Raw genomic sequence first — 25,689 nt, forward strand, 5'->3', positions numbered from 1 at the left:
CGTTAATGCGTTGGATCAACCGCCCTTTGGTGTTGGGGTGGCGGGCACTGTGTTGCCCGGATTGCGGGGCTTCTTATATGAACGCTATAAATAATGGAATGCTACGCCTGAAACTAAAGGTGCTGGCCGCGCATGCACTCAAATGCATGATAGGCATTACGCTGTGTGCGTCCAATGCGCTGGCGCGCGAGTATTTCAATGCCAGTGCCTTGGAGATCGACAATGCAGAACAAACGTGGGTCGACCTCGACGCATTCTCCAATCAGGGCGGGCAGTTGCCTGGAAGTTATTCAGTGGACCTCTACTTGAACGACCGACGAATAGCCAGTCGCGATATTAACTTCGTTGCGCTGGACGGTCTGTTGCAACCTGAACTTACCCCACGACAATTACAGGAGATGGGCGTCAAGTTGCAGGCGTTTCCTGCGTTGCGCGAACTGCCCCAGGAAACCCCCATCAGCAACCTGCAGGCATACATTCCAGATGCGGGCAGCGTGTTCAACTTTCATCAGCGCCGTCTGGACATCAGCATTCCCCAAGCGGCGCTCACCCGTGAAGCACGCGGGCAGATTGATCCTGAACAGTGGGACCAAGGCCTGCCGGCCGCGCTGCTCAATTACAGTTTCAGCGGTGCGAACACCCGGCGCGAAGGGCGTTCCGGCAGCGATGACAATTACTACCTGAACCTGCGCAGCGGGTTGAACCTGGGCGCCTGGCGGCTACGTAACTACTCGACTTACACCCAAGGTGACAGCCGAGCCCAATGGGCCAGCCTCAATACGTACCTTCAGCGTGATGTGCATTCGTTGAAGAGCCAGTTGGTCGTGGGGGACAGCTTCACGCCGGGGGAGTTGTTCAACAGCGTGCAGTATCAGGGCATTCAATTGGCCTCGGACGACAACATGTACCCCGACAGCCTGCGTGGGTTCGCCCCGGTGGTGAGAGGCATCGCTCGCAGCAACGCCCAGGTGACGGTGCGCCAGAACGGTTACATCATCTATCAGACTTATGTGCCCGCTGGCGCATTCGAAATCACGGATTTGTACCCCACGTCTTCCAGCGGCGATATGGAAGTCACCATCACCGAGGCTGATGGCAGCGTGCGCAGCTCGATTCAGCCTTTTTCGGCGGTGCCGGTGATGGTCCGGGAAGGGCGCTTTAAGTATTCGCTGGTCGCGGGCGAATACCGTTCGACGGCGAGCAAGAGCAGCACCCCCGCATTTGCCCAGGGTACGCTGATTTACGGGTTGCCCGGCGACACCACCGTGTACGCGGGTGTCCTTGCCTCGGCGAAGTATTCGGCGACGTCCTTGGGTGTCGGCCACGGGTTTGGCGAATGGGGCTCGCTTTCCATGGATGTGAGCCAGGCCCGCACCGAGTTGCGCCAGGGTTCCCGGCACGATGGCCAGTCGGTACGCTTTCAATATGCGAAGGATATCGCGGCCACCAACACCACGTTCACCCTGGCCGGTTACCGTTATTCCACCAGCGGTTATTACGATTTCCAGGAAGCCAATGAGATCGACCCCGGCAACTTCAATGACTGGCGACGCCTGTATAACCGGCGCAGCCGTGCGCAACTCAATATCAATCAGTCCCTGGGCGAATACGGCAACTTTTATATCAATGGTTATCAGCAGGACTTCTGGCGACAAACCGGTTACGAACGGAGCCTGAGTGCCGGTTATAACCTGAGCCGGGGCGGCGTGACCTACGGTTTGAGTTATGCCTACACGCAGACCCCCGCGTATAACGGGCGCAAGCGCAATGACCAGCAACTGGCATTCAATATCCAGTTGCCGCTGGGGAGTGCTCTGCGTAATAGCTGGGTGAATTACAACCTGAATACCGATGCACAGGGAAAGACCGCCCACGAACTGGGGCTCAGTGGCGCGACGCTGCCGGACGATAATCTGATCTACAGCGTCAGCCAGGGTTATGCCAGCCCAGGGCAAGGCAACAGCGGCAATGCTCACGCGACGTATAAAGGCTCTTACGCGGAAACCAAGCTCGGTTACAACTACGAGCGACACTCCCGACAACTCAACTATGGCGCACAGGGGGGCGTCGTTGCGCACCCGTTCGGCATTACTTTCTCCCAACCCCAGGGCGAAACCATGGCGCTGGTGCGCGCGCCTGGCGCTGCCGGGGTCAAAGTGCAAAACAACATCGGGGTCAATACCGATTGGCGCGGTTATGCGCTGGTTCCTCATGTCAGCACCTATCGTCGCAACCGCATTGCGTTGAGCACCGAAACACTGGCCGATGACATCGACATCGAGGCCAATACCCAATCGGTCATCCCGACCCGTGGCGCCTTGGTGCTCGCGGATTTCCAGACCCGCGTCGGCAGCCGGGTACTGATGGCCCTCACATATCAGGGAAAACCCGTCACGTTCGGCGCCAGCGCAACGCTGGTGCAAGAGTCGACGACGTTTGCCAGCAGCGGCATTGTCGGCCTGGAAGGGGAGGTTTATCTAAGCGGCATGCCGGAACAGGGTGAAGTGAAGGTTCAGTGGGGTGAGCAAGCGGACCAACAATGCACGGCAGCTTTTGTTTTACCGATATCCATTGAAGGGTCGCAGCCGTTTTCAATCATCAGGACGTTATCGGTGTCATGCAATTAATGGAGGGCTTTTTATGCTGGGTGTACAACGGACGCTGATTAGGTTTTTCTGTTTTGGCAGTGCGGCATGGGTTTTAACGGTGTTATCGAATAACGCATTGGCATCGTGCCGTTTTTACAATGGCGTGTCGTCGGCGTTGACGCGAACGGTAAATTTTGGAACGTTGATTGTCCAGCGTGATACTCCCATCGGCACGGTTTTGGCAACCGCCAATACCGGCGCCTACAATGGTGGCCGGTATTTTTACGGCTGCAGTGTGAATTATGTGCATCGCTTTGCAATGGAACAGTTCAGAGTCATCAGTGCATATGGGAATAATGTATACAACACCAATATAGCGGGTGTGGGGATTCGTGTATTATTCTTCGGCGGCGCTATGCCTTACGATGTCAACTTTAACGGGCCCAGCACTGTTGCGCTGCCTGAACCCGGAATTACCGTGCAGTTGGTAAAAACCACTTCGGGGGCAGTTGGGGCCGGTGTTCTGACGAATGGAAGACTCGCCTCAGGCAGTATCGTTAATTATTTTTATGCTGCTTACGCCAGCCTGTCCGGCAGCAATACCATCATTCCCGTCGCTTGTTCGGTCTCCAATACGTCCATCCCTGTGCCCATGGGCAATGTGCCGCGAAGCCAGTTCACCGGCCCGGGAAGCGCGGGAGATGAAATCAACTTTTCCATCCCGCTCGACTGCGATGCCAATACACGGGTCAAAGTTGCCCTGGATGGCAACGCCCACAGCTCCGGGATTGCTGGAGTGCTGGCACTGAATGCGTCTCCTACCGCCGCAACCGGAGTTGGCGTAAGGCTCTACTACAACAATGCCCCCGTCACGCTTAGAACGCCGATTGCCGCGGGCACTACGGTCAGCGACGGCCCCTATGCAATCCCGTTGGTGGCACGTTACTACCAGACCGATGCCAACGTTACCGCCGGCCAGGCCAACAGCACCGCGACGTTTACCATGACCTACAACTGACCAAACCCGGAGGTCGGACGTAGCGCTGCGGGGTGTGGGAATTTTCTGCTGTAATGCCGGGGCTAGAGCAGGCGCGGCCCTGCGGCACTAACCTGGTTTTTCACGGTCAACAGCCCCCGCACCATCGTTGATGGTTGTCGGTTTATCCTCAGCCAAAAGATCTAGAACATGTACCTACGCAACATTGCAGTCGGGCTGTCGGCCCTTGTTTTACTCTCGACCGCGGCCCATGCCCGCAGTCTGCCTGACCTCTACACGGCCACCGAACAACGTGCCTCCTTTGATGGCTGTGCCGATCTTTTCCCCGCCGCCAAACCCATCAACACTGCCACCGTGCCCGCCAGCATGCGGCCCCTGGCCCTGTGTTCGGACAATTTTGCGGTGCTCTATTCGCAGACCAGCAAGACGCCGCTGGTGGTGGTCGAGCGCCTGAACGCCGAGCAATTGCAGGATGCCAAAGGCGAGGAGCGCACCAACCTGTTTTACCCCGACCCGCGCATCCCCAAGGATGGCCGTGCAGAGTTGAGTGACTACCACAGCCAGCATCCGGCCGTCGACCGTGGCCACCAGTCGCCGGCCGCCGACGCACCGAACGCCCATGCCATGGCGCAGTCGTTTGCACTGTCGAACATGGTGCCGCAAGACCCTACCAACAACCGTAAGATCTGGAGCAAGGTCGAGGCGGATGTGCGCAAGTTCGCCAAGCGCGCTGGCGGTGATGTGTTTGTGTTCACCGGCCCGTTGTTTGACCCCGGCTACGGCACCATCGGCGACAACCAGGTCTGGGTGCCGACGCGCCTGTTCAAGCTGGTGTACGACGCTTCGTCGAAACGCGCCTGGGCTTACGTGCTGCCCAACGCGCAGACGCGCATCCAGCGGCCAATGGACTATGACGCGTTCGTGAAGAGTACCGGGCTGAAGTTGCTCGGTAATCTTCCGGTCTCCGGGTCAGTAGGGCGCACGTAAGAGGGGGAGTCACCCAGCGTCGCGCTACGCCACATCGAGCGTGCGAAACTCGACGGTGAGGTGACTCACTTCATGCACCGGTTTGAGGCGCTCGCGAATGCTGTCGGCATCCGCTGTGGAGCGGCCGACAACGCTCACGATTGCCGCATGCACACCGGGCCCTACCTGCCAGACGTGCAAGTCGGTAATCGTCGCGTCGCCCGGTTGTTCCACCAGCTCCCGGATCTCCGCAGCAACATGCTCATGGGTCTGATCGAGTAGTACGCCGGCAGTCACGCCCATCAAGCTCCAGGCCCAGCGTGCGATCACGATGGCGCCGACGATACCCATCAACGGGTCGAGCCAGACCCAACCCAGGTACCGCCCCGCCAGCAGCGCAGCGATTGCCAGCACCGAGGTCAGTGCATCGGCGAGCACATGCACATAGGCGGATCTCAGGTTGTTATCGTGGCCATGGTGGCCGTGGGCATGTTCGTGTTCGTGGTCATGCCCGTGGCTATGACCGTGGCCGAGCAACAGCGCACTGACGATATTGACCACCAGCCCCACCACGGCAATCAACGTCGCGGTGCCGAACTGCACGTCGGTCGGTTGCAACAGGCGCATGACCGACTCGATGCCAATGCCCAGGGACACCAGCGCCAGGATCAGCGCCGAGGCAAAGCCGCCCAGATCACCGACCTTGCCGGTGCCGAAGCTGAAACGCGGGCTCGACGCATGGCGTCGGGCATAGGCGTAGGCCGCGGCGGCGATGCCCAACGCACCCGCGTGGGTGGCCATATGAAAACCGTCGGCCAGCAGGGCCATCGAACCGGTGAGGGCGCCGGCGGCGATTTCCGCGACCATCATCACCACCGTCAACATCACCACCCATAAGGTGCGCTTGGCGTTTTCTTCGTGGGCCGAGCCGAGGAAGACATGCTCGTGGGTATGATCAAGGCTCATTTGGAGTACCGCCGAATGGCTTCAAGCAACTCTTCGACGCCCTGGTTGCGTTCTTCCTCGCTGAGGGATGGGTCCGCCACATGCGCCCGGGCATGTTCTTCGATGATTTCTTCCATCAAGCCGTTGATGGCGCCGCGTGTGGCGGCGACCAGGTGCAGGGTCTTGGCGCAATCGCTGTCCGATTCCAACGCTCTTTCCACCGCTTGAATCTGACCGGCAATGCGCTTGACGCGCTTGATCAGACTGTCTTTATTGGCCGCTATATGGCTCAAAATATACCCCCCCTACCTATGAGGCGCGGAGCATGGCATACCCCGCCCCCCTATGCAATCTTCCGCCGAGAGACAGACCCTCTCGGTTTATACTCGACGGTCTGGTCATCAACCCCCTTCAAATGAATTGAGATACCTCATGAGCACCTCTCTTTCCACAACCTCTGCGCGCAAGCCTGTCGCGCCCCTGGTGGCCTTTGTGCTCCTGGTGCTGGGCGCCGTGTTCCTGCACAACCTTGTCGGCATGCGCCAGGTGCTGTTGCTGGTCGTCGGCGCGGCGCTGGGCTTGACCCTGTACCACGCCGCCTTCGGTTTCACCTCGGCCTGGCGCGTGTTTATCAATGACCGGCGCGGCGCCGGTTTGCGTGCGCAAATGGTGATGCTGGCGATAGCGGTATTGCTGTTCTTCCCGGCGCTGGGGGCGGGCACGTTGTTCGGCCAGCCGGTGGTCGGGCTGGTAGCGCCGGCCGGGGTATCGGTGGTGTTCGGCGCATTTATTTTCGGCATCGGCATGCAGCTGGGCGGCGGCTGTGCGTCGGGCACCCTGTTCACCGTGGGCGGCGGTAATGCGCGCATGTTGGTGACGCTGTTCTTCTTTATCTGTGGTTCGTTGATCGCCACGCACCATGTGGGCTGGTGGTTTGCACTGCCGGCGTTCCCGGCGACGTCGATCGTCAAAAGTGTCGGCGTCATGCCGGCGCTGCTTCTGAACCTGGCGGTGTTCGGCCTTATCGCAGCCGTCAGCGTGCGCCTGGAAAAGGCCCGTCATGGTCAACTGGAAGCCGGCGTGACCAGCGAGCATCAAGGCTTGCGCCGCTTCCTGCGTGGCCCCTGGCCCTTGGTGTGGGGCGCGATTGGCCTGGCCCTGCTCAATTACGCAACCCTGGCCCTGGCCGGGCGACCGTGGGGCATCACCTCGGCGTTCGCGCTGTGGGGCGCCAAGGTGGCGAGTGGCCTGGGTGTGGAGGTGGGCAGTTGGGCGTTCTGGCAAATGCTGGGCAACGCCAAGGCCCTGGCCGCGCCGGTGTGGGAAGACATCACCAGCGTGATGGACATTGGCATCGTCCTCGGTGCGCTCCTGGCCGCCGGCCTGGCCGGGCGTTTCGCCCCCAACCTGAACATTCCTGCGCGCTCGCTGATGGCGGCGGTGATCGGTGGCCTGCTGCTCGGTTACGGCTCGCGCCTGGCCTACGGTTGCAACATCGGCGCGTACTTCAGCGGCATCGCCTCCGGCAGCCTGCATGGCTGGGTGTGGCTGGTGGCGGCGTTCATCGGCAACAGCGTCGGCGTGCGGTTGCGCCCGTTCTTCTTTGCCGGCGAGCGGCCGCAGGTGGCGTTGAGCGGGTGCTGAGAATGCCCGCACACGTGCTGCCCCGATACGCTTTGTCTTGAGCCGCCCTTTGTTTTAATTGTGGGGTGTCGGCTGCAGAAACTGTGTGATCAGCGCGACGACCTGCTGCTGGATCACCTGCCGTGGCCGCGCGCCGTCGCGGTCCCGGCAGATCACGCCATCGCCTGGCGAATCTTCCTCAATCAACGCCACCGCGCCGGGCTTGCAGATCGACATAAAGCTGAAGTGGGTGGCGTCGCTGATCGCTACGTAGCGCGTCGAGGCTGTTGGCAGGCGCCTGGCCAAGTCGGCGGACTCCAACTCGGCGGGCATATCCTCCGAGGGCACCGCTCCCGCGATCACCAGCGTCGGCACTGACAATGCGGCCAGACTGGCGTCGGTCATACCGCGTGACAGGCCCAGGTCCAATGACACCACGGCGCTGACGCGCTTGTCGCGCAGGTCCGCGGCCAGTTGGGCCTTTGCGGCTGGCGTGTTGGCGGGGTTGATCTGGTGGTAGACGATGCAACCGCCCAACTTCGGGTGTGCGTCGCAGTCCTGGGCGAAAAGGTCGGGGTCGAACCGCGCCCCGGCGATTTCCATCACGGTCCAGCCACCGAGGGAATGACCTGCCGCAGCGATCCGGTTTTTGGCGACCGCGCCAAATTGCTTCGGCTGCGCCAGCACCGCATCGATGGCCCGGCTCACGTCGTTGGGCCGTTGCCATAACTGCGCGGCGGCTTGCGGGCTGCGATCCCTGGTGGTGGTGCCCGGGTGATTGACCGCTGCGACGATGTAACCCCGGTGCGCCAATGCACTGGCCAGCCACGCCTGATTGCCCCAATTACCGCCGTAACCGTGGGAGAGCACAACCAGCGGATGCTCGCCGCTCGCCGGCGGCGCGTTGGGCACCGCGAGGGCGCCGATAAAAGCCACGCTGTCGGCGATCGGTTCGGCGGTTGCGGTGGTGGCGGCGGGGTACCAGACGACCATCTCCAGCGGACGCTCATGGTGAGCATCGGCCAGCGTAGCGGTTTGGAAGCCGATGGCGTTGTCGACCGCGAGCGCGGGCGTGGTCAGGCAGATCAGGAGCAGAGCGGTGAGGGCGGTTTTCACGGTTTCTATCGTCCTTGATGTGAGCGCCGCATCATAGCCTGAAAGGCGGCCCAGCCAGATACTCGCGAGCAGCCCAACACGCGCGCCCTCTGGCTGAACACGCTGTTCCCGCTACTCGAACATCCGACATCGATCCCGTGGGGGCCTACGCATGCGTAAGCCCTGTCAGCGTATCCGCAATCGTCTTGGTCCGTTGCGCGGTCCCCTCGGTGGCGCGGCTTGACGCCTCCAGTGCATCGAGCATTTCGCGCAAGGCGCCGACGCCGCTGGACTGGTCTTCAATCTGCTGGGCAACACGCTGGATTTCGCCGGACAGCAGGTCGATATCCACACCGATTTCCGCCGCATTCTTGCGGGTGATTTCCGCCAGCTTGCGCACCTCATCCGCCACTACCGCAAAACCGCGGCCCAGGTCGCCTGCGCGCGCGGCTTCGATGGCGGCGTTGAGCGCCAGCAGGTTGGTCTGGCCGGCGATTTGCTGAATCACCTGCACAATCGACTGGATACGCAAACTCGAACCGGCCAGGGTCCGCGCGCCGACCACGGCATCATCCGCCTGGCTGGACAAGCCCTCGACCGTCGCCCCGGCCTTTGCAGACACACTGTTCTGCTGGTCGATGGTGCCCACCAGTTCGTCCATCGAGGCGTGCAATTCGCCGGAGTAATGCTTGATCTGCGAGGCGATTTCCGCCTGTTGACGTTCGGCCTGGGCCAGCACTTGGCCGAGGTCTGCCAGGCCCTCGAACACCGGCAGGATATTGCTGTCCAGCCCGCGGGTATTCAGGGCGCCGCTGAAGTCATTGTTTTTGAACGCGGCAATCTGCTTGACCACCACATGGTTCAATCCGGCCAGCTTATTTACCTGGCGGCGTAGGAAGAAGGCTTTGAACTCGCCGTAGTGCGCAATGAAGTTGTCCAGGTATTCGTCGCTGTAGCTGGCGCCCTTGGCCACTCGAAAGAAGAAAATCGCGGTCAGGGTCTGGTTCAGGTTCAGGCCAAGGATTTCACCGAAGGTCGACAGCCCCGCCAGCGGCACATCGCCAAACGTCCCGGCCATGCTGCCCAATTCGCTGGGGTTGTTCAGCCTGCGCAAAATGCAGTCATTGAGAATGCCCGCCACCGGCTGGCCGCCCTTGCCGCGCAGGAACTGCGCGTAGTCGGTGCGGGTGGCCTCACGCAACGGCGTGCGCCGCACCATCACCAGCTCCTCGCCGGGGGCCACGTCGCAATACAGCTGGACGATCTGCTGTTCATAGTCGATCCGTGCGATGGAGCGCACGAACAATTCATTGCCCACGCGGATGGCAAACGAGAAATCCGCCAACTTCGCTTCCAGCGCCTGGGGCGCGCAACTGAACGCGTCACACAGCGCCTGCACCATGCTCTTGATATTGCCCGCGCTGTCGATCACCTGGTCAATCGTGCGGTCCTCTTCGGAGGCGGTCAGCACGCTGAAGGTCAAGTCAGCCGGTTTGAAATTCTGGCTTTTAAATACGCCAAAACGCACATTCGCGGCGGTTTTCAGGAACACGATCTGTGCGTGGTTCTGATAACTGCGCTGGCCGTCATGGATCAGGGTTTTCTGGAAATCCAACTTACCCCCGGCCGAACCGCCGACAAACAGGCAGGGGAAGCGCCCCGACTCATACAGCGCCTCCATGAAAAACGACTCCGACGCGGACAGCCCATCGAACACCACGTAGGCCAGGGTGTCGCGATGGTCGATCGGCGTGTGTGCCTGTACCCGCTTGATATTGCTCGTCAGCTTGGCAATCCGCTCCTTCATCCCCATGCGCTTGCCGCCGCTGCGGATGTCCTCACACTCCAGCGGCACCATCACCACCTCGGCCGAGGCGATCAGACTGTCGTCGAACAACTGCAGGACAATCCGGTCCCAGCGCTCGCCGGTGGTGCAATACAGCGAATTCGCCGCGTTGCACAACTCGCCAGCGGTGGTACACAGGCTGATGCTGGTGTGGGGAAAGCGACGCTTGAGCTTGGCGGCAATCTGGTCGATGTCCAGGTGCGGAGAGATGAAACCGGTGATCAGCACGGGCGCGATGCGCAGGTTGGCCAATGAGGACTCCAGTTCATTGGCGGTGCAGGTGAGGGTGGCGGTGCCTTGTCGATCGGCCCGGGCTTTTTTTAGAAGGTTGAGTGGGTTCATGGCGGCGGGCTCAATCCAGTGAGGGGCGCATGCGTTGGGCTTGCGGTTAATCAAGTTATCGGCCGATATGGCGGGGGCTGGAGCCGTAACAGAGGGGGTGCGACAAAGTGAACAGGACAATTTATTGCCGCCATTTAACTGGCGAATAAGTGTGCCCCCTTTATCGCGGATCAGTGTGGGCGTTGACTGACAACTTCACCGGTCTTGACACCTTCCAGCCAGATTTCCCATTGATTGAGGCCAATATACTTTGCGCGCGCAATTGTCTTTTGGTCGCGGGCGCCATTGAACTCAAGGTCGGCAAACATAAAGTGTCGAAGCCGCTGGTATTCCAACTGGATCTACGGTTGCGCGGTCCACACGGCCAGTTCATAGCCGTCGGGATCAATGAAGTGGAACCTGCTTCCACCGGGGAACGCAAAAATTTCGCGGGAGATCACTGCGCCCAGAGCCTTGAGCCGCTGTTGCGCGTCTGCCAGATTGTCCGAATACAAGATGATTAAAGGGCCGCCCGGTCGAACCGGCTCCCCGGTGGTGAAACCACCGGTCAGCCGGCCATCGCTGAATTCGGTATAGGTCGGACCGTAGTCGACGAACGTCCAGCCGAAGGCGTTGCCGTAGAAGGCTTTGCTGCGGGCAATGTCGCTGACATTGAATTCAATATTGTCGATCTGTCGATCTTGACCACGAACGCTCATGGTTGCCTCCTTGGCGAATGTCCAAAGCGGCGATTGTAACGGTTCGAGCGTTGAAATGTCGCTGGGAACAAGGCGCTAAGCCTTGCCATACGCCATGTACTCGTTCTGCAACACGATGTGATCCGCCACGTACTTCGCATCATGCCAAACCCCATAGATAAACGACGACGCCCGGTTCACCAGGTTTGGCAGGCCCAGGAAATAGATCCCGCTCTGCGCCGAAATCCCGCGTTTGTGGAACGGTTCGCCGTTCTCGTCGAACGCATCCACCTTCAACCAACTGAAGTCGAACTTGAAGCCGGTGGCCCATAGAATCGTGGTCACGCCGGCTTCGGCCAGGTCCAGGCTGAGGGTCGGGTTCAGCAGGCATTGCGGGTCGGGCAGCAGTTCCCAGGCTTGCGGTTCTTCGGGGAACGGCAAGCCGTTTGCCTCGATGTACGCATCGGCGTCGCGCAGTACGTCGAAGTACGCCCGATCGCCCTGCGCCACGTTGGCGGCCAGGCCTGGGGCGAAGGTCATGACGCCTGCGTTCCACTGTTCGGTGACGCCCACCAGGTTGATCCCTTGATGCGCGAGGCGGCGGAAGTCGACGGTCTTGCCGCCTTCGTAGCCGCTGACGGCAAAGGCCACGTGTTTTTTCTTCGGCTGGATTTTGACTTCGTCCCACAGGCCCAGGGCGCCGAGCCACCAGCAGTAGTCGCGGCCGCGGTAGGCGCGGGGAGGGCGGTAGTGTTCGCCGACCGAGAGGTACACGGTTTTGCCGGCCTTTTGCAGTTCTTCGGCGATTTGCGTGCCGGAGGCCCCGGCGCCGACCACCAGCACGGCGCCTTCGGGCAGTTGGCCGGGGTTCTTGTAGGCGCAGGAATGCAACTGATGCAGCGGCGCGGTGGCGGGGACGATGTCCGGGATCGAGGGGCGTTGGAACGGGCCGGTGGCGGCCACCACGTTAGCGGCCTCGATCACGCCCGCCGAGGTGGTTACCTTGAAGCCGGGGCGCCCGACATGGCGCTCCACTTGCTGCACTTCGACGCCGGTACGCACCGGGGCGTTGAGCATTTCGACATAGGCTTGGAAGTAGTCGGCCATGCGCTCCTTGGGCGGGAAGGCTTCGGGGGAGATGCCGTCGAATTTCAGGCCGGGGAAGCGGTCGTGCCAGGCCGGGCCGTTGGCGACCAGCGAGTCCCAGCGCTCCGAACGCCAGCGCTCGGCGATGCGGCTGCGCTCCAGCACGATATGCGGCACGCCCATCAGGGACAGGTGTTCGCTCATGGCGACGCCGGCCTGGCCAGCGCCGACTACCAGGGTGTTGATGGTTTCTACTGACATAGGAAGGGCCTGAATAGTAAGAAGTCTGTCTGAAAAGAACGGGCGCGGTCGCGGTGGACCGCCAATGTGGACGCGTGGGTGATACCGTTCACTGCGGCGGCTCTGCGAGCAGTTCGGCCACCGCCGTGAGTGCCAGTTGGTAACCCAGCGCGCCCAACCCGGCGACCACGCCGGTGGCGGCTTTGGACACGTAGGAGTGATGCCGGAAGCTTTCGCGCTTCCAGATATTGCTCATGTGCGCTTCGATGATCGGGCCGTCGAACGCCAGCAGCGCATCGAGGATCGGCACCGAGCTGTAGCTCAGCCCGGCGGCGTTGATCACGATGGCGTCGGCGTTCAGGCGGGCCTCTTGAATCCAGTCCACCAGCACGCCTTCATGGTTGCTCTGGCGAAAGTCCAGGGTCAGGCCCAACTCCGCGGCGTGGCCCTGGCAACGCGCTTCGATGCTGGCGAAGCTGGCACTGCCGTAGGTGCCGTCCTTGCCCAGCCCATAGAGGTTGGCGTTGGGGCCATTGAGGAAGTACACGGTGTGGGGCATGAGGTTCTCCGGCTTATTCGGCGAGGTGCAGCACGAGGTGGGCGTCGGCCGCCTTCATACGCTCCAGTCGTCCGGCACCACGGCGATCACATCGATCTCCATCAACCACTCCGGTTGACCGAGGCCGGAAATCACCAGCCCGGTGGAAATCGGGAACACGCCCTTGAGCCATTTGCCGACCTCCTGGTACACCGGCTCGCGGTAGCGCGGGTCGATCAGATAGGTGGTGGTCTTGACGATATGGGACAGGTCGGAACCCGCCTCCTCAAGCAGTTGCTTGACGTTTTTCATGGCCTGTTCGGCCTGGGCACGCGGGTCGCCGAGGCCGACCAGGTTGCCGTCGAAATCGGTGCCGATCTGGCCGCGCACATAGATGGTGTTACCAGCGCGCACGGCCTGGCACAGGTCGTTGTCCAGCGCCTGGTTGGGATAGGTCTGTTTGGTATTGAACATGCGGATACGGGTATGGGTGGGCATGGCGAGCGACTCGTCGGCAGCGGGATGCAATCAGCTTCACATCGCCGGTCGCCAGACGAAACCAGCATTTGTGCGGGGTAGTGCTTAGGAAAAACCGAAGCCCGTGCAGGTCATCGCCCTGCGCAGGGCCCGCGCCTATCCCGGCATGAACCCTGCAACGCGCTGGGCATACAGTCATTACCGAGGTACAGGCCTGATGCTCAGTCGTATCACTCAGCGCCAACTGGAATATTTCGTCGCGTCGGGCGAGGCCGGCAGCATCAGTGCCGCGGCTGAACGCATCCATGTTTCGTCGCCGTCGATCTCGGCGGCGATCACTCACATGGAGGCCGAGCTGGGCATCCAGCTGTTTATCCGGCATCACGCCCAGGGCATTTCGCTGACGGCCGTGGGGCGCCTGGTGATGCAAGAAGCCAAGCAGATCCTGGAGCAGGTGAGCAACCTCTACACCATCGCCTCGGAGTCGTTGAACACCGTGCGCGGGCCGCTGCGCGTGGGTTGCCTGGAGTCGCTGGCGCCGATGATCACCCCCGAGCTGGTGTTTGGTTTCGGTCGTGCGTTTCCCGGCGTGCGCCTGACCCAGGCCGAAGGCAACCACGAGGAACTGCTGGAAAAACTGCGCAGCGGCGAGCTGGACATCGCCCTGACCTACGACCTGGTGACCAGCCCCGACATCGATTTCCAACCCCTGGCGCACCTGCCGCCGTATGTGATGGTCGGCGAGTACCACCCGCTGGCGAGTTTGTCGGCGGTCAGCATGCAGGACCTGGAGGCGTACCCGGTGGTGCTGCTCGACACGCCCTGGAGCCGCGACTATTTCCTCAGCCTGTTTATGCAGGCAGGCACCACGCCGAACATCATCATGCGCTCCACCAACCTCGAAACGGTGCGCGCCATGGTCGGCAACGGGATCGGTTATTCCTTCGCGAATGCGCGGCCCAAATCGAACCTGTCCCAGGACGGCAAACGCGTGATCCGCCTGCGCCTGGCGGGCGCGCACCGGCCGATGAAGCTGGGCTACGCCACGGCGAGCAACACCCAGCTGTCGCGTGTGGTGTCGGCGTTTGCCGAGCGCTGCCGCATGTTTGTGTCCGACCAGTACATCCCCGGCATGGCCCCGCCGAGCTTTTTTGACCCGCATGCGGTGCGCTCGCTCAGCAGTGTGAGCTGAATTTGCACCAAAAGGTGGCGTGTTCGGCGCGGTGAGTTCAGGCGCGCACCCTTTCGGTCAGGGCCTACAGCCTATCCAATGTGGGAGGGGGCTTGCCCCCGATTGCAGTGGGTCAGCTTGCTGATGTGTTGCTGATGCGCCGCTATCGGGGGCAAGCCCCCTCCCACATTGATTTTTGGTGGTTTCGAGGGTGGCGGCGGGCTGCGTAGGTTCTGCCTACCCAGTGGACCGGGTTTTACGAATTGACCCCAAGGGCCCGTCCCCACGACTCTGAATTCATTGACGCAGATCAACTTCTTTTTTGGGGCAGGGCAGCGCGACGATGACATTCGACTGGAATTATATGTTGGGTCTGCTGGGTGACGCCGAGTTCTGGCGCGCAACGTGGACGGTGATCAAGCTCAGCACCCTGACCTGGGTCTTGAGTATCGGTCTGGGCTTTCTGCTGGCGCTGGCCAAGCAATCCAGACATGGGCTGCTCAGCGTTCCTGCGCGTGGCTATATCTGGCTGTTCCGCAGCCTGCCGTTGTTGGTGCTGTTGATCTTTATCTACAACCTGCCGCAAGCGCTGCCCGGCACGTCGGCGATTCTGGCCGACCCGTTCTGGTCCGGCCTGTTGGCCCTGGTGATCTGCGAAACGGCGTATGTGGCCGAGATCCATCGCGGCGGTCTGCTCTCGATCCCCAAAGGCCAGGGCGAGGCAGCGCGGGCGTTGGGCTTGAAGTTTTTCGGCACCCAATGGCGCGTGGTGATCCCCCAGGCTGTGCGGGTGGCGCTGCCGTCCCTGGCCAACGAATACATCTCCATCGTCAAGCTCACCTCGCTGGTGTCGGTGATCTCGCTGACGGAAATCCTGATGGTCGGCCAGCGCCTGTATTCGCAGAACTTCCTGGTGATCGAAACCATGGCGGCGGTGGCGTTTTTCTACGTGTTTATCGTCACCGTGTTCGACTTCCTGCTCAAACGCCTGGAGCGCTTTCTCGACGTCAACCAACGCAATGTGTCGCGGGTTCCCGATGCGGCGGTGCTGGCGCTGGCCACGCAACAACGGGTTGCGCTGCAACGCCCGGCAACCACCGGGGCCCCGGCGCTGCAAGCCACGCGGCTGCACAAGGCCTACAACGACATCGAGGTGCTGGGCTCGGTCAACCTGCAGGTCCAGCCCGGTGAAGTGGTGTCGGTGATCGGGCCGTCGGGGTCGGGCAAAACCACCTTGATTCGCCTGCTCAACGGCCTGGAGCAACTGGACAACGGCGAGATCAAGATCAACGGCCAGCCGTTCATCCACCTGAACAAAACCGGCGCGCAGAAACCGCAGTACGTCGAACACGCCGAGCATCGCCTGAACATCGGCATGGTGTTCCAGAGCTTCAACCTGTTCCCGCACTTGAGCGTGCTCGACAACCTGCTGATGGCGCCGAAATACCACGGCCTGGGGCGTACCGACGCGCTCAAGCAACAGGCCTACGCGCTGCTGCACAAGGTTGGCATGCTCGACCACGCCTGGAAGTACCCGCACCAACTCTCCGGCGGCCAGCAGCAACGCGTGGCGATCGCCCGCGCGTTGATGATGCGCCCGCAGATCATGCTGTTCGACGAGCCCACCTCGGCGCTTGACCCGGAGAAAGTCAACGAAGTGCTGCAAGTCATCGAAGCCTTGGCCGAGGAGGGCATCACCATGGTGATCGTCACCCACGAGATGAATTTCGCGTTCAAGGTCTCCGATCGGATCGTGTTCATGGAGAAGGGGCGTGTGGTCTGCGACGACACGCCTGCGGTATTGCGCAGCGGCCAGAACCCACGCGTGGAGGCGTTCCTCAAGGACGTCTCGCTGGCGTGACCCTCTAACGTTCAGGAAAAACAAAATGATCGAGCAACATCAAATCGAGCAGTTCCAGCGCGACGGCTACCTGGTGGTGGAAGGCGTGTTGTCGATGGACGAAGTGGCCGCGTTGCAGCACGACTTCGACCAATGGGTAGAGGAAAGTCGCCGCCATGACCAGGGCTGGGGCACCACCGTGGATGGCCGCGCACGCTTCGATCTGGAGGGCGACCATCGCGCCGATCACCCGTCGCTGCGGCGGGTCAGTTCGCCCACCGAGATTTCCCCGGTGTATGAGCGCGTGGCGTTGCATTCACGCATGGCGGCGATTTCCGCGCAGTTGATCGGCGCCAGTGGCACGCGCTTTCACCACAGCAAGATCAACTCGAAGCTGCCCCGCACCGCGACCCAGGTGAAGTGGCACCAGGACTTTTTATTCACGCCCCACAGCAACGACGACATCATCACCGCCTTGCTGATGGTCAGCGAAGTGACCCCGCAAAACGGCCCGCTGAATGTGATCCCCGGCAGCCATAAAGGCCCGCTGTGGTCGCACTGGCAGAACCAGCGTTTCACCGGCGCGGTGGACGACGCCGTGGTCGCGCAACACTGTCGGCAACCGGTCGCCTGCTACGGCCCGGCCGGTTCCGTGTGCTTCATGCACACCCGGCTTTTGCATGCCTCCAGCCCTAACGAGACCGAACTGCCGCGCACCCTGTTCATCAGCGTCTACGCCGCTGAAGACGCGCTGCCATTCGGCGAAAACCCTCTGCCCAGCGCACATGCCGGCCTGCTGGTGGCCGGTGAAGAAAGTGGCTTGATACGTTCCACGGACAACCAACTGCGCTTGCCGCAGAAACCCCGTGGCGCGTCTTTCTTCGTGCAACAGGCCGGACAAGATTCTGCCACTGCCTAACCTCCCAACCCCCTTGCAGGTATTGACCATGACAGCGTTTCGTAAAAGTGTTCGTCCCCTTGCCGTGTGCCTGCTGGGCGCAGCGGTTGCGATGACCTCGTTGGCGGCTTCGGCGTTCCAGCAGGACGGCAAGATCATCGCCGGTTCCGATGTGACGTTCTTCCCCTATGAGTACATGGATAACAACAAGCCAGCGGGCTTCGATATCGAGTTCATGGACGGCCTGGGCAAGGTCATGGGGCGCAAGGTCGAGACCCTCGACACGCGTTTCCCCAACCTGATCACCGGCCTGCAGGCCGGGCGTTTCGATGTGACCAACTCGTCGATGTACATCACCGCCGAGCGGGTCAAGGTCATCGACATGATCCCCTACCTGAAAAGCGGTGAGTCGATCCTGACCCTCAAGGATAGTGCTTTCCAACCCAAGACCCCGGAAGAATTCTGCGGCCACAAGATCGGTTCCATGGGCGCTACGTCCTGGCTCGCGCAGATGAACAAACTGTCGGCCGAGTACTGCGTGGCCAAGGGCTTGAAGCCGATCCAGATCAGCGAGTACAGCACCGACCCGCAAACCACCCAGGCGTTGCTGGCCCATGCGGTCGAAGCGCAGATCACCGACGCGGCCGTGGCCCGTGGCGTGATCGACAAGCTGGGCAGCCGCGTGGTGATTTCCTCCGACGCCTTGATCTACCCGGTGCTGAACGGCTTCGGCGTGAAGAAGGGCAATGACACGGTGAAAAAAGCCTTGCTCGACGGCCTGGAGAAGTACCGCGCCACGCCGGAATACGCGGCCTTGCTCAAGAAGTACAACTTCGAGGCCCCCACCGATGCCGACCTTGCGGCGCTGATGCCCAAGTAAGCCTATTGCGCGGCCGCCGTCTTGCGGTCGCGCCCTGCGGAGACCGATCCATGGCGTTATCCCTCGAAGAACAGACGCGCATTGACCTGGCAGCGACCTTTCGCATCGTCGCCCACCTGGGTATGCACGAAGCGGTGGCCAACCACTTCAGCGCTGCCGTGTCGGCCGATGGCAAACAGTTTTTGCTCAACCCGAGGTGGAAGCACTTCTCGCGCATTCGCGCCAGCGACCTGCTGCTATTGAACGCCGATGACCCCAGCTGTGCCGACCACCCGAACGTGGACGCCACCGCCTGGTCGATCCACGGGCAGATCCACCGACTGCTGCCGCACACCCGCGCCGTGCTGCACCTGCACCCGGTCTACACCACGGCGGTGGCGTGCCTGGCCAAGCCGCACATCCCGGCGATCGACCAGAACACCGCGCGCTATTTCAACCGCGTGGCGGTGGACGAGCTCTACGGCGGCATGGCCGATACCGAAGCCGAAGGCGCGCGCCTGGTCGGCCTGCTCGACGGCAAGAGCCGCCTATTGATGGGCAACCACGGCGTGATGGTGACCGCTTCGTCCATCGGTGAAGCGTTCGACGATATCTGGACCCTGGAGCGCGCCTGCCAGATCCTCGTCACGGCGTGGTCCACCGGGCAGCCGTTGCGGGTGTTGTCCGATGAAGTGGCGGAAAAAACCGCGCGGGGCTGGGAAGGCATTACCGATTTCTCGCGCCAGCATTTTGAAGAAATGAAGCAAATGATGATCGATGCCGATGCGTCGGTGCTCGACTGAGGAAGCGCTATGACCTTTTCCGTTGTTGCCCGCTGTGCCGAGACGGGCCAGTTGGGGATCGCCATCAGTTCGTCGAGCATCGCCGTGGGCGCGCGTTGCCCGTGGCTGCGCCCCGGTGTGGGCGCGGTGGCGTCGCAGAACATCACTTTGCCGAGCCTGGGTCCGCAGATTCTCGACCTGCTGGAGCAGGGCATGACGCCGAGTGAAGCCGTGGCGGCAGTGTTCGCCGGGCAGGACCACCGCGACTATCGGCAGGTGACGGTGATCGATCGGCTGGGCCGCACCGCGCACTTCAGCGGCGCGCAGACTCTCGGCCTGCATGCCGCGCAGAGCGGCGAGCAATGTGTTGCGGCCGGGAACATGCTGGCTAATCCCGGTGTGATCGCCGCGATGGTCGGCGCGTTCGAAAACGCCTCGGGGCATCTGGCTGACCGGCTGCTCGCCGCGATGCACGCAGGCCAGGCCCTCGGCGGCGAAGCGGGGCCGGTGCATTCGGCGGCCCTGATGGTGGTCGACGATCTGCTCTGGCCCATCGTCAATCTGCGCGTGGACTGGGCCGATGCCGAGCCGATCGGCGCCCTCGATCAGTTGTGGCAGGCCTATCGCGGGCAACTGCAAGACTACCTCGACCGCGCCCTCCACCCGCACATCGCGCCGGGCTATGCGGTGCCGGGAGATGACCGATGAGCCACAGCCGTGACCTGCTGGCGCAACTGGTGCGCTTTGACACCACCAGCCGCGAATCCAACCTCGCGTTGATCGACTTCGTGCGTACTTATTTGCAGGGCCACGGCGTCGCCTGTGAACTGGTGTTCAACGAACACAAGAACAAGGCCAACCTGCTGGCGACCATCGGCCCGGCGGATGTGCCCGGCATCGTGTTGTCCGGGCATACCGATGGGGTGCCGGTGGACGGCCAGCGCTGGAGCGTGGCGCCGTTCGACCTCACCGAACAAGACGGCAAGTTGTACGGGCGTGGCACCGCCGACATGAAGGGCTATATCGCCTGTGTGTTGGCCTGTGTGCCGGCGCTGGTGCGGGCGTCGTTGCGCATGCCGGTGCATATCGCGCTGTCCTATGACGAGGAGGTGGGTTGCCTGGGCGTGCGTTCATTGATCGAACGGTTTCGCGCGCAGCCGGTCAAGCCGCTGTTGTGCGTGATCGGCGAGCCCACCGAGCTCAAGCCGGTGCTGGGGCACAAAGGCAAATTGGCCATGCGTTGCGATGTGCATGGCGCGGCGTGTCATTCGGCCTATGCGCCGTCGGGAGTCAACGCCATCGAATACGCGGCCTGCTTGATCCGGGAGCTGGTGCGGCTCGGTGAAGAACTCAAGGCGCCGCAACACCTGAACGCGGCGTTCGATCCGCCGTTTTCCACAGTGCAAACCGGGGTGATGAGCGGCGGCAAGGCGCTGAATATCGTGCCGCAGCAGTGCAGCTTCGATTTCGAAGTGCGCTCGCTGCCGGCCCAGGACCCGTGGCAGGTGGCGCACCAGTTACGGTTGTATGCCGAGCACACCCTGCTGCCGGCGATGCAGGCGGTGAGTGCGCAGTGCGCGATCGGTTTCAGTGAGTTGTCCAGCTATCCGGGGTTGGCGACTTCGTCGCAAAGCCAGGCCGCTGAGTGGGTCGCGCAGTTTTGCGGTTCGCGGGACTTCGGTACCGTCGCCTTCGGCAGCGAAGGCGGGTTGTTCGATCAGGCAGGGATTCCCACCGTGGTGTGCGGGCCGGGCAGCATGGAGCAGGGGCACAAGGCGGATGAATTCATCAGCCTGCAACAACTGGATGCCTGTGATCGAATGCTGGAGCGGGTGGTGGAGTTTGTGCGTCAATAGCCCTCGCACTGACACTCGTGGTGAAGAAGGGACCCCAGTTGAACGAACACACATTGTCCATGCGCCTGGAACGCGTGGCGGCGCATGTGCCGGCCGGGGCGCGGTTGGCGGATATCGGCTCCGACCATGGCTACCTGCCGGTGGCGTTGCTGCGCCGCGGCCTGATCGCGGCGGCGGTGGCGGGGGAGGTGGCCGCGACGCCATTCCAGGCCGCCGAACGCACCGTGCGTGAAAATGGCCTGGAGCGACATGTCAGCGTGCGCCTGGCCGATGGCCTGGCAGCCATCGAACCCGGCGACGCGATCAGTGCGATCAGCGTCTGCGGCATGGGCGGCGAGACCATCCGCGACATCCTCGACAGCGGCAAGGCCTGCCTCACCGGCCAGGAGCGCCTGATCCTGCAACCCAACGGCGGTGAACAACCGTTGCGCCAATGGCTGATGGACAACGGTTACCGCATCCTTGTCGAAGAGTTGTTGCGGGAAAACCGCTTCTACTACGAGATCATCGTCGCCGAGCGCGCCGAACCGCGGGTGTACAGTGCCGAGGAGTTGTACTTCGGCCCGCTGCACCTGCAGGCCCGCAGCCCGGATTTCCTGGCCAAGTGGCAACGCCTGCTGCGGCAAAAGCAGAAAACCCTGGCCGGTTTCGAACAGGCCCGCCAGGCGTTACCGCCGGCCAAGGTGCAAGAGGTCGCCCGGCAAGTGCAGTGGATCACCGCGTTGCTGGCGTGAGCGCAGCGGGTTGATCGAACCCACTCGCTACGCGGTCGTTCCCGACGCTGAGTGCTTTCGCCCCATCTTCGCGCACGGCACACGATTTTTCGGGTGTCGCACCGCCTGTTCAGGGGGCCGCTCTCTGCGGCCCGTATCTTGCTTGAGCCTTCCCAATCAATGACATGGCACTTTGCTGTTAGTCATTTCAAGGCGTCACCCATCGTTGCCGCGTGTGGGTGGTTTTAGGGAGTAGTCGGCCATGCACAGTCTTTTGTCACCCGGTATCCGCCTGCTCGGACGTTTCGGCTTCGCACGCAAATTCCAGATTCTGTTCATTCTGTTCATTCTGCCCTTGGCCGGGAGCCTCTGGATGATCGGGCTGGACTATCGCGACAAACTCGCGGTGATTTCCAGCGAAAAGTCCGGCGTTTCTCAACTGCTGACCCTGGACGCGCTAGATGGCCAATTAACGGCCCAACGCAACCTGGCGTCGCGCTGGAAAGCGCTGGACCTGCTGCGTGAACCGACTCCCGCAGCCAAGGCGGCGATGGACCAGGTGGATGCGAACAACCCGCTCATCCTGCAAAGCCTGCAAGCCCTGGGCGACGCGCTCAAGAAACAGGGCGCGAGCGGCGATACCCTGGCCCGCTTCGATGCGTTGCAGGCAGCGGTCAAGGGGATGGATGTGCAATCCCTGCGCACCGTCGGCTGGTGGCCAGACGGCTACGACCGCTTCACCTCGGCGCTGAGCGCCATGCAAACCCTGCGTGAACAGATCACCCTCGACGCCGGCCTGATCCTCGACCCCTGGCTGGAGACTTACCTGCTGATGCAGATTTCCAGCCAGCACACGCCGGACCTGATCGAGCGTATCGGGCGCATGGCCAGTATTGGTCAGTCGTCCATCGCCTCGGGCCAGTTCACCTTGCAAAGCCGCTTGCAGATGCGCGACCTGCGCGGCCGTATCGGCGATGCGCGGGACCAGTTGATCAAGGCTGCGGCATCGCTCAAGGCCAAGCCATACGCCGGCCTGGAACCCTGGACCGCGCAGTACGACAACAGCCTGCAACAACTGGACAGCGAGCTCAAAGTGCTCGACGACGGCGTGTTTGGCGGCACCATCAAGCTTGACCCTGCCAGTTTCGAGCGCAGTGTCGACACCATGCTCGGCAGCCTGGGCGCGTTGCGCAAGCAATCGCTCGGCTCGCTGGATGCGCGCCTGACCCATTACCACGACCGCTCCTTGCAGCAATTCATCCCCGTAGCGGCCATTTTCAGCCTGCTGGCCCTGGCGGCGCTGTACCTGTTCATGTGCCTGCAAGCGTCGATCCGCCGCAGTGCCAGCGGTATCACCACGCTGGCTGAGTCGTTGCGCGACGGCAACCTGTGTGTGGAAGTGGCGGTGGACGGTCGCGATGAGCTGGCGGCGATCAGCGCGGCGCTCAACGTGGCGGTGGTGCAACTGCGTACCAGCCTGCTGGGGGTCAATCACGAGACTCAGCAACTCGGGTCGGCGGTGCTTACGCTCAATTCGCAGTCGGGCAGTACCCTCAGCGACGTCGAAGACCAGCAACACCAGATCAGCCAGATCGCTGCGGCGGCGACGCAATTGGCCGCCACCTCCATGGGCGTCGCCAAAAGTTGTGAGCAAGCCTCCGGCAGTGCCCAACACACCCGCCGCATCGCTGAAGACAGCAGCCGCGACAGCCAGCGTACTACGGCGAGCATCCAGCAACTCAACCAGCGCCTGACCGACACCGCCAACGCCCTGGAGCAAGTGAGTCAACAGGGCCAGCAGATTCAGTCGGTGGTCGACACCATTCGAGGCATCGCCGAGCAAACCAACCTGTTGGCACTCAACGCCGCCATCGAAGCCGCGCGGGCCGGCGAACAGGGCAGGGGGTTTGCCGTGGTCGCCGATGAAGTGCGCAGCCTGTCGCAACGCACCCAGGCCTCCACCGCGCAAATCGCCGGCACCGTCGACAGCCTGCGCGCCACGGTCAGTCAGGCCGTCACACTGATGAGCGTCGCCTGTGCCCAGGCGCTGACCGACGCCGAATCCGTTACCGGGCTGGGCGCGCGGCTGGGCGAGATCGCCGGAGCCGTGCAGAACGTCACCGACACTCTGGCGCATATCGCGGCGGCGGTGGAAGAACAAGCGACGACGGCGGACGAGGTGAGCGGCAATATCCAGCAAGTGGATCAGGCGGCAGGGCGCTTGCTCGATGGCGCGCGGGCGGTGAATCAGGCAGCGGATACGTTGAGCAAGGGCAGTCGTGCGCTGAGTGACAACACCGCACGTTTCCGCCTGAGCTGAATAGGCCGCCGGGTGTAAGCCGGTCTAGTTTGTGTCCTGACTGGACTCTACTTCGAGTTTCAATCGGTCAGCCTTGCTGATGTACTTGTCCTTGGTTTTCGGCGCCAATTTGGCACTGGCCTTTTTCGCGTTGGCCTTTAATAGCTGATTGATCTTTTTACGACGGTTCATGTTGGTCTCACCCACCTGGTCAATTCTCGAATGATATCAGCTAAAAACAATGGGCCCGATTTTGACGGTGCGGTGTCATAAAATAGTGGCACAATGCCTCATTCTCAGGCATCGCAAGCACAAGGAGATGAGCCTTGCACCTATTGATCACTCGCGCCGCCTCACTCAGGGCCACGCTTCATCGCCCTGAACCCTTCAACCTGTTCACGCTGTTGCGCAGTGCTTCGGACGAGGTCCGCCTGCACTCTCGCTACCTGGCTTTTTTGCTCAACCCCAAGGGCGCCCACGCCGCGGGCGGGAAACTGCTGGAGCTGTGGCTCGCGGCGTTGAATATAGAAGGCTTCGATTGTCGCGCTGTCACGGTGGATGTCGAGTACCGCAATGTCGACATCCTGATCCGCAACGGCAAGCGCCAGGCGATCATCATTGAGAACAAGCTCAACGCCGAGGACCAGGACGCCCAGTTGCACCGTTACCTGGAAGCGCTCCAGGGCGAGGGCTACCAGACGTTCCCGCCGTTGTACCTCACCCTGGACGGGCGCGATGCCGACACGCGCAGTTGCCTGGGCATCGACTACCAACGCATCAGCTACGCCTCCGACATCCTGCCTTGGCTTGCGCAATGCCAACCTTGGGTGATCCGCGAAGCGGGCGTGCGAGAAAGCCTGCTGCAGTACATCGACCTCATCGCAAAACTGACTTTCCAGAACCAAGGACACGCCTACATGGACGCGCTCAAGCAGACGTTACGCCAGGACAACAACCTGCTCGTGGTCAAGGACCTGCAGAGAGCCTTCACCGAGACGCTCAAAGACCTGCAACTGGAACTCTGGCAAGCCGTTGCCAAGTGCGTCGAAGATAAATACCCCACGCTGCCCAAGCCCTCTGAAGCGCCCACTGCGGCGGTTATCGACCGTTACTACAGCGCGGCCAGGGATAACCGTTATTACGGCCTTCACTACGAGCTGGGCTTTATGGCGGGCTCGGTCTACATCGAGCTCAATCATCGCTTCTATTGTGGCTATTGCTGCGATGCCGAATCCCATCCTCGCGATTTCGGGCAACTGGAAATGTTGACGCTGTTGTTGGAGAACGATGGCGTCAGCGAAAATGGCTTGCTCTGGCGCTTCACCACCGAACTCAATATGAAACACCCCAGCGACGAGCACCTGATGACACTGCTTGCATCGGGGACGCGAGCGCAAGCGGCAGAGCGCATGGCAGACGACCTTTATGACCTCTGGTACAAGGCGCATGAACTCTACGGCGCAGCAGCGTCGGGCGCGGGCCGCATGGCGGTCGATCAGCCAGGCTAGGCTTGGGGCCGCGCCGCTGGACAGCTACTTGCCCTACTCAGACTCCTGAGCCTGAGTAGGGAAAAGAATTTTCAGGCGGGGGTTGACCACGTAATTTAATCCTGTATTATTTGCCTCCCGCTAACGAGCAGTTCGCTGCTAGTCTGGCTTAAGTAATTGATTTTGTTGATAAAATTAAAAACTTTTAGGGTTGCTACTTCGAAGAGTGTGCTGTAGAGTGCGCTCCTCGGTTGAGACGAAAGATCTTAACCAACCGCTCTTTAACAACTGAATCAAGCAATTCGTGTGGGTGCTTGTGGAGTCAGACTGATAGTCAACAAGATTATCAGCATCACAAGTTACT

Annotated in this window: 23 protein-coding genes; 14 read left to right on the forward strand and 9 right to left on the reverse strand. The window is 61.7% G+C overall.

Going from position 1 to position 25,689, the window contains the following annotated elements:
* Nucleotides 1–77: 77 nt before the first annotated feature.
* The 3 genes from ACP7E3_RS31095 (at nucleotide 78) to ACP7E3_RS31105 (ending at nucleotide 4,572) form a co-directional block, all read left to right on the forward strand.
* Nucleotides 78–2,627, forward strand: a complete 2,550-nt coding sequence (locus ACP7E3_RS31095; RefSeq protein WP_426125421.1) for a fimbria/pilus outer membrane usher protein — start codon at nucleotides 78–80, stop codon at nucleotides 2,625–2,627.
* Nucleotides 2,628–2,640: 13 nt separating this feature from the next.
* Entirely contained in the window at nucleotides 2,641–3,606 is a 966-nt protein-coding gene (locus ACP7E3_RS31100; protein WP_126589401.1) for a fimbrial protein, read from the forward strand.
* A gap of 168 nt (nucleotides 3,607–3,774) precedes the next feature.
* Nucleotides 3,775–4,572: a DNA/RNA non-specific endonuclease gene (locus tag ACP7E3_RS31105; RefSeq protein WP_046382606.1), complete on the forward strand. Its 798-nt coding sequence runs from the start codon at nucleotides 3,775–3,777 to the stop codon at nucleotides 4,570–4,572.
* Between the two features lie 24 nt (nucleotides 4,573–4,596).
* On the opposite strand, the gene dmeF is transcribed toward ACP7E3_RS31105, so the two are convergent.
* Both dmeF and ACP7E3_RS31115 read right to left on the reverse strand, forming a co-directional pair.
* Nucleotides 4,597–5,517: a CDF family Co(II)/Ni(II) efflux transporter DmeF gene (gene dmeF, locus ACP7E3_RS31110; RefSeq protein WP_017849381.1), complete on the reverse strand. Its 921-nt coding sequence runs from the start codon at nucleotides 5,515–5,517 to the stop codon at nucleotides 4,597–4,599.
* The gene (locus ACP7E3_RS31115; protein WP_017849380.1) at nucleotides 5,514–5,789 is read right to left on the reverse strand and encodes a metal/formaldehyde-sensitive transcriptional repressor; all 276 of its coding nucleotides are present in this window, start codon (nucleotides 5,787–5,789) and stop codon (nucleotides 5,514–5,516) included. The genes dmeF and ACP7E3_RS31115 overlap by 4 nt, the downstream gene beginning before the upstream one ends.
* Before the next feature lie 139 nt (nucleotides 5,790–5,928).
* Here ACP7E3_RS31115 and ACP7E3_RS31120 point away from each other — a divergent pair, with 139 nt between their 5' ends.
* Nucleotides 5,929–7,140 carry a YeeE/YedE family protein gene (locus ACP7E3_RS31120; protein WP_426125424.1) on the forward strand — a complete coding sequence of 404 codons (1,212 nt, stop codon included), beginning with the start codon at nucleotides 5,929–5,931 and terminating at the stop codon, nucleotides 7,138–7,140.
* 54 nt (nucleotides 7,141–7,194) lie between these two features.
* On the opposite strand, the gene ACP7E3_RS31125 is transcribed toward ACP7E3_RS31120, so the two are convergent.
* From ACP7E3_RS31125 to ACP7E3_RS31150, 6 genes are all read right to left on the reverse strand, one after another.
* A complete protein-coding gene (locus tag ACP7E3_RS31125) occupies nucleotides 7,195–8,235 on the reverse strand; it encodes an alpha/beta hydrolase family protein (RefSeq protein ID WP_426125426.1) in 1,041 nt (346 codons plus the stop codon).
* Between the two features lie 145 nt (nucleotides 8,236–8,380).
* Nucleotides 8,381–10,402 (reverse strand): FIST N-terminal domain-containing protein, encoded by a 2,022-nt coding sequence (locus ACP7E3_RS31130; protein WP_079444404.1) that lies wholly within the window; start codon nucleotides 10,400–10,402, stop codon nucleotides 8,381–8,383.
* Nucleotides 10,403–10,743: 341 nt separating this feature from the next.
* On the reverse strand, nucleotides 10,744–11,100 hold the full coding sequence (locus ACP7E3_RS31135) for a VOC family protein (RefSeq protein ID WP_177029995.1): 357 nt from the start codon (nucleotides 11,098–11,100) through the stop codon (nucleotides 10,744–10,746).
* Between the two features lie 75 nt (nucleotides 11,101–11,175).
* Nucleotides 11,176–12,426, reverse strand: coding sequence for a flavin-containing monooxygenase (locus ACP7E3_RS31140; protein WP_046486816.1), 1,251 nt, complete (start codon nucleotides 12,424–12,426; stop codon nucleotides 11,176–11,178).
* An 88-nt stretch (nucleotides 12,427–12,514) separates the two neighbouring features.
* Nucleotides 12,515–12,964, reverse strand: a complete 450-nt coding sequence (locus ACP7E3_RS31145; protein WP_046382611.1) for a type II 3-dehydroquinate dehydratase — start codon at nucleotides 12,962–12,964, stop codon at nucleotides 12,515–12,517.
* 54 nt (nucleotides 12,965–13,018) lie between these two features.
* Nucleotides 13,019–13,441 (reverse strand): RidA family protein, encoded by a 423-nt coding sequence (locus tag ACP7E3_RS31150; protein ID WP_017849372.1) that lies wholly within the window; start codon nucleotides 13,439–13,441, stop codon nucleotides 13,019–13,021.
* 196 nt (nucleotides 13,442–13,637) lie between these two features.
* Here ACP7E3_RS31150 and ACP7E3_RS31155 point away from each other — a divergent pair, with 196 nt between their 5' ends.
* From ACP7E3_RS31155 to ACP7E3_RS31195, 9 genes are all read left to right on the forward strand, one after another.
* Nucleotides 13,638–14,612, forward strand: a complete 975-nt coding sequence (locus ACP7E3_RS31155) for a LysR family transcriptional regulator (protein ID WP_017849371.1) — start codon at nucleotides 13,638–13,640, stop codon at nucleotides 14,610–14,612.
* Between the two features lie 322 nt (nucleotides 14,613–14,934).
* Nucleotides 14,935–16,452, forward strand: a complete 1,518-nt coding sequence (locus ACP7E3_RS31160) for an amino acid ABC transporter permease/ATP-binding protein (protein WP_046382612.1) — start codon at nucleotides 14,935–14,937, stop codon at nucleotides 16,450–16,452.
* A 25-nt stretch (nucleotides 16,453–16,477) separates the two neighbouring features.
* Nucleotides 16,478–17,350, forward strand: coding sequence for a phytanoyl-CoA dioxygenase family protein (locus tag ACP7E3_RS31165; RefSeq protein WP_017849369.1), 873 nt, complete (start codon nucleotides 16,478–16,480; stop codon nucleotides 17,348–17,350).
* 28 nt (nucleotides 17,351–17,378) lie between these two features.
* A complete protein-coding gene (locus ACP7E3_RS31170) occupies nucleotides 17,379–18,209 on the forward strand; it encodes an ABC transporter substrate-binding protein (protein ID WP_057005960.1) in 831 nt (276 codons plus the stop codon).
* 50 nt (nucleotides 18,210–18,259) lie between these two features.
* Complete coding sequence (locus tag ACP7E3_RS31175) at nucleotides 18,260–18,991, forward strand: class II aldolase and adducin N-terminal domain-containing protein (protein WP_046382614.1); 732 nt, start codon at nucleotides 18,260–18,262, stop codon at nucleotides 18,989–18,991.
* 9 nt (nucleotides 18,992–19,000) lie between these two features.
* Nucleotides 19,001–19,678, forward strand: coding sequence for a DUF1028 domain-containing protein (locus tag ACP7E3_RS31180; RefSeq protein WP_057005961.1), 678 nt, complete (start codon nucleotides 19,001–19,003; stop codon nucleotides 19,676–19,678).
* Entirely contained in the window at nucleotides 19,675–20,826 is a 1,152-nt protein-coding gene (gene argE, locus ACP7E3_RS31185; RefSeq protein WP_108524625.1) for an acetylornithine deacetylase, read from the forward strand. The genes ACP7E3_RS31180 and argE overlap by 4 nt, the downstream gene beginning before the upstream one ends.
* Before the next feature lie 38 nt (nucleotides 20,827–20,864).
* Nucleotides 20,865–21,560, forward strand: a complete 696-nt coding sequence (locus ACP7E3_RS31190) for a tRNA (adenine(22)-N(1))-methyltransferase (protein ID WP_026140332.1) — start codon at nucleotides 20,865–20,867, stop codon at nucleotides 21,558–21,560.
* A gap of 241 nt (nucleotides 21,561–21,801) precedes the next feature.
* Nucleotides 21,802–23,859 (forward strand): methyl-accepting chemotaxis protein, encoded by a 2,058-nt coding sequence (locus ACP7E3_RS31195; protein WP_046382617.1) that lies wholly within the window; start codon nucleotides 21,802–21,804, stop codon nucleotides 23,857–23,859.
* Between the two features lie 24 nt (nucleotides 23,860–23,883).
* Here ACP7E3_RS31195 and ACP7E3_RS31200 read toward each other — a convergent pair whose 3' ends face one another.
* Complete coding sequence (locus ACP7E3_RS31200; RefSeq protein WP_017849362.1) at nucleotides 23,884–24,030, reverse strand: DUF2986 domain-containing protein; 147 nt, start codon at nucleotides 24,028–24,030, stop codon at nucleotides 23,884–23,886.
* A 134-nt stretch (nucleotides 24,031–24,164) separates the two neighbouring features.
* Here ACP7E3_RS31200 and ACP7E3_RS31205 point away from each other — a divergent pair, with 134 nt between their 5' ends.
* On the forward strand, nucleotides 24,165–25,346 hold the full coding sequence (locus tag ACP7E3_RS31205; RefSeq protein WP_426125433.1) for a PD-(D/E)XK nuclease family protein: 1,182 nt from the start codon (nucleotides 24,165–24,167) through the stop codon (nucleotides 25,344–25,346).
* Nucleotides 25,347–25,689: the final 343 nt, after the last annotated feature.

The sequence above is a fragment of the Pseudomonas sp. PSPC2-3 genome (assembly GCF_049898265.1).
Taxonomy (GTDB): Bacteria; Pseudomonadota; Gammaproteobacteria; order Pseudomonadales; family Pseudomonadaceae; genus Aquipseudomonas; species Aquipseudomonas veronii.